This is a genomic window from Arthrobacter sp. PsM3 (assembly GCF_030433895.1).
Taxonomy (GTDB): Bacteria; Actinomycetota; Actinomycetes; order Actinomycetales; family Micrococcaceae; genus Arthrobacter.
In genome coordinates this window covers 1-267 of record NZ_JARUXE010000164.1, presented here as the reverse complement: position 1 = coordinate 267, position 267 = coordinate 1, and the positions used below count along the sequence as shown (strand labels likewise).

Sequence of the window (267 nt, the reverse complement as noted above, 5' to 3'; positions counted from 1 at the left end):
CGCCGTGGTCCGTGAAGAGCAGGTTGGGGGCGCGCTTGAGCACCACGGCGATCTCCGTGACCCGGCGGCCCAGCCGCTTGCCGGCGCGCAGGTAGAACGGCACCCCGGCCCAGCGCCGGGTGTGGATGTCCACCCGGATCGCGGCGAACGTCTCGGTCTTGGAGTCGGTCGGGATACCTTCCTCTTCCAGGTATCCCACCACCTTTTCGCCACCCTGCCAGCCGCCGGTGAACTGCCCGCGGGCCGAGTGGGTGGACAGGTCCTCGG

General features: G+C 70.4%; 1 pseudogene. It reads right to left on the bottom strand.

The window, feature by feature from the left end:
- Window positions 1-267 (bottom strand): annotated as a pseudogene (locus QCD75_RS22060) (glucose-6-phosphate dehydrogenase); the annotation flags it as partial.